Below are 5,718 nucleotides of genomic sequence, written 5' to 3' on the forward strand. Positions count from 1 at the left end.
GGTTTTAGCAATCAAATTGACGCAAAAAGTGCGCTTATAGATAAAATTCTCAACGAACGAAATAAAGAAGAATAAAACTGAAATCAAATAATCTCAAATAATCTCAAAACTCAAAAAAGTTATAATAAAACAAAAGAAAGCAGGAGTTTATGCTGCAACTTACGGCAGTTCAAAAAATATTATCCGATTTAGATGAAACCCAAGCAGAACGAGAAAAACAATACAAATACTTTCATCAACATCCTGAACTGTCAATGAAAGAAGATCATACAGCTCAAACAATTATTGATATTCTTAGCAAAGCTGGGATTGAAACAAAGCGAGTTGGAAAAACAGGCGTTGTGGCAGAAATTAAAAACGGCGAAGGTCCTGTTGTTGCTATGAGAGCGGATATCGATGCGCTTCCAATTAAAGAAAATTCAGGAAAAGATTACACTTCAACAGTTAGCACGCAAGACGAAAATGGCAAAACGGTTGGAGTTTCACACGCTTGCGGTCACGATTTTCATATTTCCAGCCTACTTGGTGCCTTGAAGGCTTTTAATGAACATAAAGATGCTTGGAGAGGAACGTACATTGGCGTTTTTCAGCCTGGAGAAGAAACAGCTCAAGGCGCAAAAGACTTGGTGGAAAATGGCATTACGAGCATGATTGCAAAGCCCGACGTTTACCTTGGTCAGCATGTGTTGGGTGCTATTCCTGCAGGAACAGTCGGTATTCGTTCGGGCGCATTCTTAACTACTGCAGCTTCGATTCGCGTGCACATTTTTGGTAAAGGTTCGCATGGTTCTATGCCTGAGTTGAGCGTTGACCCGGTGGTTGTTGCTTCATCAATTGTGCTTAAATTGCAGACGATTGTTTCTCGCGAACTTGCAGCTAAAGATTACGCAATTGTTACAGTTGGCGCGCTTAATGCAGGAAGTAAGTCGAATATTATTCCTGATGATGCCGAGCTTTTAATTAACACAAGAACTTATAGCGAAGATACTCAAGAATTTGTGCACAATGCTATTGAACGAATTGTGCGTGGAGAGTGCGAGCTTGCAAGATGTCCTAAAGAACCAGAGTTTACGTATTATGATCGCTATCCGCTTACGAATAATGATCAGAATGCGTCTTTGCGCGTGCGTAAAGCTTTTGATGAATACTTTGGAGAAGATTCTGTAGATATTTCGCGCGCTTCTGCTTCGGAAGATTTTTCTATAGTCGCGAACGCTTTTAAAACTCCTTACGCTTACTGGGGCTTAGGTGGTTTTGCGGATATGCAGAATGCTCCTGGAAATCACAATCCGGCATTCGCCCCAGATTTGCAGCCCACTCTTAATCGCGGATTAGCAGCTGCAGTTGTAGCAGCTTGCGCTTGGCTCGCTAGCGAAAAGTAACAAATCTTAGTGAGATACTAGGCGTTTTTTACGCCACCAAATCTGCGATCGCGATGCGCATAACGGTCGATTGATCTCCACAGCGCTTCGCGGCCGTAATCCGGGAATAGTTCCGGCACAAAATCAAGTTCCGCGTAGGATGCTTGCCAAGGCAAAAAGTTGCTAGTGCGCTGCTCGCCGGAAGTGCGAATCACCAAATCGCAATCTGGAATATCCGGATTATACAAGTGCTCAGCAATCATTTTTTCACTTACGCGATCGCCTTTAATTTTGCCGTCTCGAATTTCTTTCGCAATTTGCGCGCAAGCATCCGCAATTTCCGCACGACCGCCGTAATTTATGCAAAAAACAACGTCAATGGTTTTATTATTTTTGGTGATTTCTTGCGCTTTTTCCAACTCGTCAATAACAGACTTCCACAAACGAGGACGACGACCTGCCCAACGAACTCGCACTCCCCACTCGTTCATTTGTGCAACTCGCCTATGAATAATCTCCCTAGAAAATCCCATTAAAAAGCGCACTTCTTGCGGAGATCGCTTCCAATTTTCGGTAGAAAAAGTGTATAAGCTTAAATAACGAACTCCTGCTTCTATAGCTCCTGCAATAACGTCAAAAACTACCGGTTCTGCAGCTTTATGACCTTCGGTTCGAATCATTCCGCGCTCTTTTGCCCAGCGTCCGTTTCCGTCCATAATCACACCGACATGACGAGGCACTTTGCCCTTAGGAAAATCTGGTATGCGAGAAGGGTCACTAAAAGGAGCCGCTGGAATATCAAGCGACTTATAATCCACGTTTTCAAAAGCCATACTTACGAATGTAACAACCCCATCGAACGAATAGGTCGCTCAAGATAATATTCAGCCCATTGCTGAACGCATCGCATAGTAGAAGAATCAACCGACACTCCGTCAAGAACAGACCAGTTTCCTTGCGCAAGCGCACACAATTGCAAACGCGTCGAATTAGCACAAACTATTGAATCCGGAGTGTGATCGCTTGCACACATCATTCCACCTGTGCAAGGCGAAAAATAGCATAAATCTTCATTTTTGCCACATACAACACAAGCCTGTAGTCGCGGAGACCACCCAGCTAATGACAATGCTCGCAATATATACGACATGCCAATAGCATCAGGAGAATGCTTATGCTTAGACAATGAAAGTAAAGCCGCAGTAAGCAGACGATACTGCCCTAGCGTATCTTGATATTCACGCCTGTATTCATCTGTATATTCGTTAGAAACAAGCAAATCCACAACTTCAAGCATGACGTTTGCATACTCATAGGACGTATAATCTGCACAAATTTCACCAGCATAAGCAGCAATAGAAACAGCCTGCGAGATTACATCCAAAGATTTACCTTGCGCAAGAAGCAAATCAACACGCATAAGCGGCTCAAGACGACCACCAAAACGTGATTTAAGCCTACGAACTCCCTTCGCAACAGCACGAACTTTACCATGCCGCTTAGTAAGAAGCACAACAATCCTATCCGCTTCACCTAAAGGAAAAGTACGAAGCACAACAGCTTCATCGCGATACAATGGCATGAATCAAACTATATCTTTTTTAATAGTTAGATTAATTACGATCGTTATTTTCCGAATCGTCGCCGCTTTGAGAAGAGCTACCGAAATTAGTAGATTCATCAATATGGCCAATAATTGGGAATGACAAATCTGGAATATCTAAACTCAATGGCTTACTCGGCTGCAAATCAGAAACATGCAACTCCGGAATATTAAGCGAGGAATGCTGCGACGAATGCTGTGCAGGATCTTGAGGAGCAAATGATGGAATTGACTCAGCAGGAGCCGGTGCAGGAGCAGCAACAGGCTTAGGTGCAGCAGGTGAATTATTGCGATTACGAGCTGCAGGAGTGAAAGAAGGAGGTAGTACAGAAGATTCAGAAGAGTTTCGCATTACTGTAGCGCTTTGCAAAAGCTCATCATTGCTATCAGTATCGTTAAGAACATTAGAAGGCTTACTTGCAGCAGCATGAGGTGTAAATATTGCGCGCTCAGACTTATTTAACGCTTCAAACGAATCATTGGAATCTTGATTAGCATAATCTACAGGAGCAAAAATGCTTTGTTTATCATGATTTGGCACGCTAGGTATTGAGCGAGGTGCAATCTTAGGCAACCTATCCGCAGTGTCTTCATCTTCCACAGCATCCTCAACAGGTTTGAATATTGAAGAAGCAGAAGGTTCAGTGGCAGAAGCAGAAGAAGCTGCAGAAGCAGCACTGAAATCAGATGCAGGCTTTATTGAAGGAGCAAATGATGGAACAGGCTCTTCATAATGGTTATAAGATTCCGTAGATTCTGAAGATTTAGCAGGCTCTTCAGCTTTAGTTACAGGAATAACAGAAGGTGGAACGGAAGGAGGAACAGAAGCAGGAGCAGAATAAGATTCAGATTCTGCTCGAGAGTATGAGGAACTACTATTATCCGCATCAACATACTGTTCTACACGCTCAAAAGATTCCAAGCTGCTAAGCAAACGCACACAAGCGTTTAAATAATAATCAACTTGACGCTCATCATAACCGTGCTTACCGTTTTTTTGCGTAAAAATCACATTAGAAACATAAGCAGAATCAATATCTTGCAATGTTTCTTTGTCGGTTTCCCACTCAAGCTCATGACCAAGCATAAGAGCAATCTTATCTAAGGCTTGATCAACCATAATATCCACTTGTTTACGCGCATAAGATGGGTGACGCGAAGAGCCACGATCAAAACGATCGCGATAATCTCTTTGCGCATGTTGCAAAAGTTTACGATAAAGCGCTTCTACACGAGCTTTCCATGCAACTCGTCCGCATTGCGCCAATTCTTGCTCAGTGCACTTATCTACTACCGCACGTTCCAAACGCGATAACGCAGCATCAACTTGACCAATAATGTAACCATTACGCTCCAAGTCAAAAGAAACCTCTTGAATATCTTTCTGCGTGAGTCGAGCTTCATCGCTTTCGTACAAAGTGTGAGCGCGCTCTAGAAAAGCATTCACCTGCGCGACGTTATATCCTAACTTACGCTTACCCACACGCTCCATTGCTGAAGCATTACGAGCGGTATCAGGTTTCTGAGCCATCGAATATCGACCTCCTGAGCACATGTTCTTATTCAGTATACTGTACGCGATTGTTACGACGCGCGCCACACGTTGCATTCGTACACACCATCATGTATGTTTTTAATTTGTTGCGAACGGGCGATTAGCTCAGCTGGCTAGAGCGCCACCTTTACACGGTGGATGTCGGGGGTTCGAGTCCCTCATCGCCCACTTTCTTTTTTATCTATTTTCTGTTTTATTTGGTTTGTAGTTTTATTTCACATTGCAGCTTGGCAATTTATTTGCCCCATGACCAGAACCAATAGCTTTTAACGCTCTGTAAGCATCATCCAATGTTTTTACACTTACAACGCGCAAGCCTTGTGGCACATGCCCAACAACTTCATTGCAATTATCGTAAGGTGCTAAGAACCAAGTGGCCCCATCTCTTTTAGCTGCAATCATCTTTAACCGAATACCGCCAATTTCTCCAATTTTTTGCGATTTTTCAATAGTTCCAGTTCCGGCTATCGTCTTACCACCAGTTTCTTGTTCAGGAGTAAGTTTGTCAAGAATTCCTAGAGTGTACATCATTCCGGCAGACGGTCCACCAATATCTTCAATATGTAAACGAACTTTTACATCTTCTTTTTTAATTCCAAGATGCTTAGACGCGTACTGCAACGCAACATTTTGAGCAAGACTTTGCGAATCATCCATCTCGTTTGTGGATTCCTTCTCATACTCGTCAGCGCTCTGCCCTACTGGCACAATAGCTTCACGAGGCAGCAAACTTTTATGAGGATCCATCCATGAAGTCAATGAATAAAATGTTGAAACTTCATATCCAGGAACACCAGAAACATTGACAGTAATCAACAATAACTTACCAGTATCATGATTCTCTTTTACTCGAGAACCAGACATATCAATCACAGGAGTATTTGATAGGGATCCTAAAACATCCTGCGTTGGACCAGGCTCTTCTACAACGTATGCGCTTGGAAGCGACAACGCAAAAATTGCAACAACTACTGTAAAGAATCCTGCAAAATATCGCAAAGAATGCGAAGTAATGTACAAAACTAAAGCATGAGGCAGCGAGCGCAAGAATTTAAAACACGTACGGAATACACTAGCACCTGTAGAAAAGCGAAACATGCTTGTATCATGACACAAGCCCTATATAGTTTTGCTTTAAAATATATTTGCACGCAAGTTATAGCGCATAAAACCATATTATCGAGTAGAATATTTGTATT

Annotated in this window: 5 protein-coding genes and 1 tRNA gene; 2 read left to right on the top strand and 4 right to left on the bottom strand. The window is 42.6% G+C overall.

Annotated elements, in window-relative coordinates; genetic code table 11:
* Window positions 1–149 precede the first annotated feature (149 nt).
* Complete coding sequence (locus A5294_RS05650) at window positions 150–1,382, top strand: M20 family metallopeptidase (protein WP_004573901.1); 1,233 nt, start codon at window positions 150–152, stop codon at window positions 1,380–1,382.
* 17 nt (window positions 1,383–1,399) lie between these two features.
* On the opposite strand, the gene A5294_RS05655 is transcribed toward A5294_RS05650, so the two are convergent.
* Genes A5294_RS05655 through A5294_RS05665 form a run of 3 tightly spaced genes read right to left on the bottom strand, consistent with a single transcriptional unit; the run spans window position 1,400 to window position 4,495 of the window.
* Window positions 1,400–2,194 (bottom strand): isoprenyl transferase, encoded by a 795-nt coding sequence (locus tag A5294_RS05655; RefSeq protein WP_004105147.1) that lies wholly within the window; start codon window positions 2,192–2,194, stop codon window positions 1,400–1,402.
* Window positions 2,195–2,196: 2 nt separating this feature from the next.
* Complete coding sequence (recO, locus tag A5294_RS05660) at window positions 2,197–2,943, bottom strand: DNA repair protein RecO (protein ID WP_004573900.1); 747 nt, start codon at window positions 2,941–2,943, stop codon at window positions 2,197–2,199.
* A gap of 31 nt (window positions 2,944–2,974) precedes the next feature.
* Window positions 2,975–4,495, bottom strand: a complete 1,521-nt coding sequence (locus tag A5294_RS05665) for a DivIVA domain-containing protein (RefSeq protein WP_064340669.1) — start codon at window positions 4,493–4,495, stop codon at window positions 2,975–2,977.
* 118 nt (window positions 4,496–4,613) lie between these two features.
* Between A5294_RS05665 and A5294_RS05670 the strand changes: the two genes are divergently transcribed.
* Window positions 4,614–4,687 (top strand) — tRNA-Val (locus A5294_RS05670).
* 42 nt (window positions 4,688–4,729) lie between these two features.
* Here A5294_RS05670 and A5294_RS05675 read toward each other — a convergent pair.
* Window positions 4,730–5,617 carry a PDZ domain-containing protein gene (locus tag A5294_RS05675; protein ID WP_082851890.1) on the bottom strand — a complete coding sequence of 296 codons (888 nt, stop codon included), beginning with the start codon at window positions 5,615–5,617 and terminating at the stop codon, window positions 4,730–4,732.
* Window positions 5,618–5,718 lie beyond the last annotated feature (101 nt).

It is taken from the genome of Gardnerella sp. 30-4 (assembly GCF_001641215.1).
Lineage (GTDB): Bacteria > Actinomycetota > Actinomycetes > Actinomycetales > Bifidobacteriaceae > Bifidobacterium > Bifidobacterium leopoldii.

What these genes read in the sequence shown, in the direction of transcription:
- A5294_RS05650 (WP_004573901.1), top strand. Translation starts at nt 150, where the DNA reads ATGCTGCAACTTACGGCAGTTCAAAAAATATTATCCGATTTAGATGAA.
- A5294_RS05655 (WP_004105147.1), bottom strand. Translation starts at nt 2,194, where the DNA reads ATGGCTTTTGAAAACGTGGATTATAAGTCGCTTGATATTCCAGCGGCT.
- recO (WP_004573900.1), bottom strand. Translation starts at nt 2,943, where the DNA reads ATGCCATTGTATCGCGATGAAGCTGTTGTGCTTCGTACTTTTCCTTTA.
- A5294_RS05665 (WP_064340669.1), bottom strand. Translation starts at nt 4,495, where the DNA reads ATGGCTCAGAAACCTGATACCGCTCGTAATGCTTCAGCAATGGAGCGT.
- A5294_RS05675 (WP_082851890.1), bottom strand. Translation starts at nt 5,617, where the DNA reads ATGTTTCGCTTTTCTACAGGTGCTAGTGTATTCCGTACGTGTTTTAAA.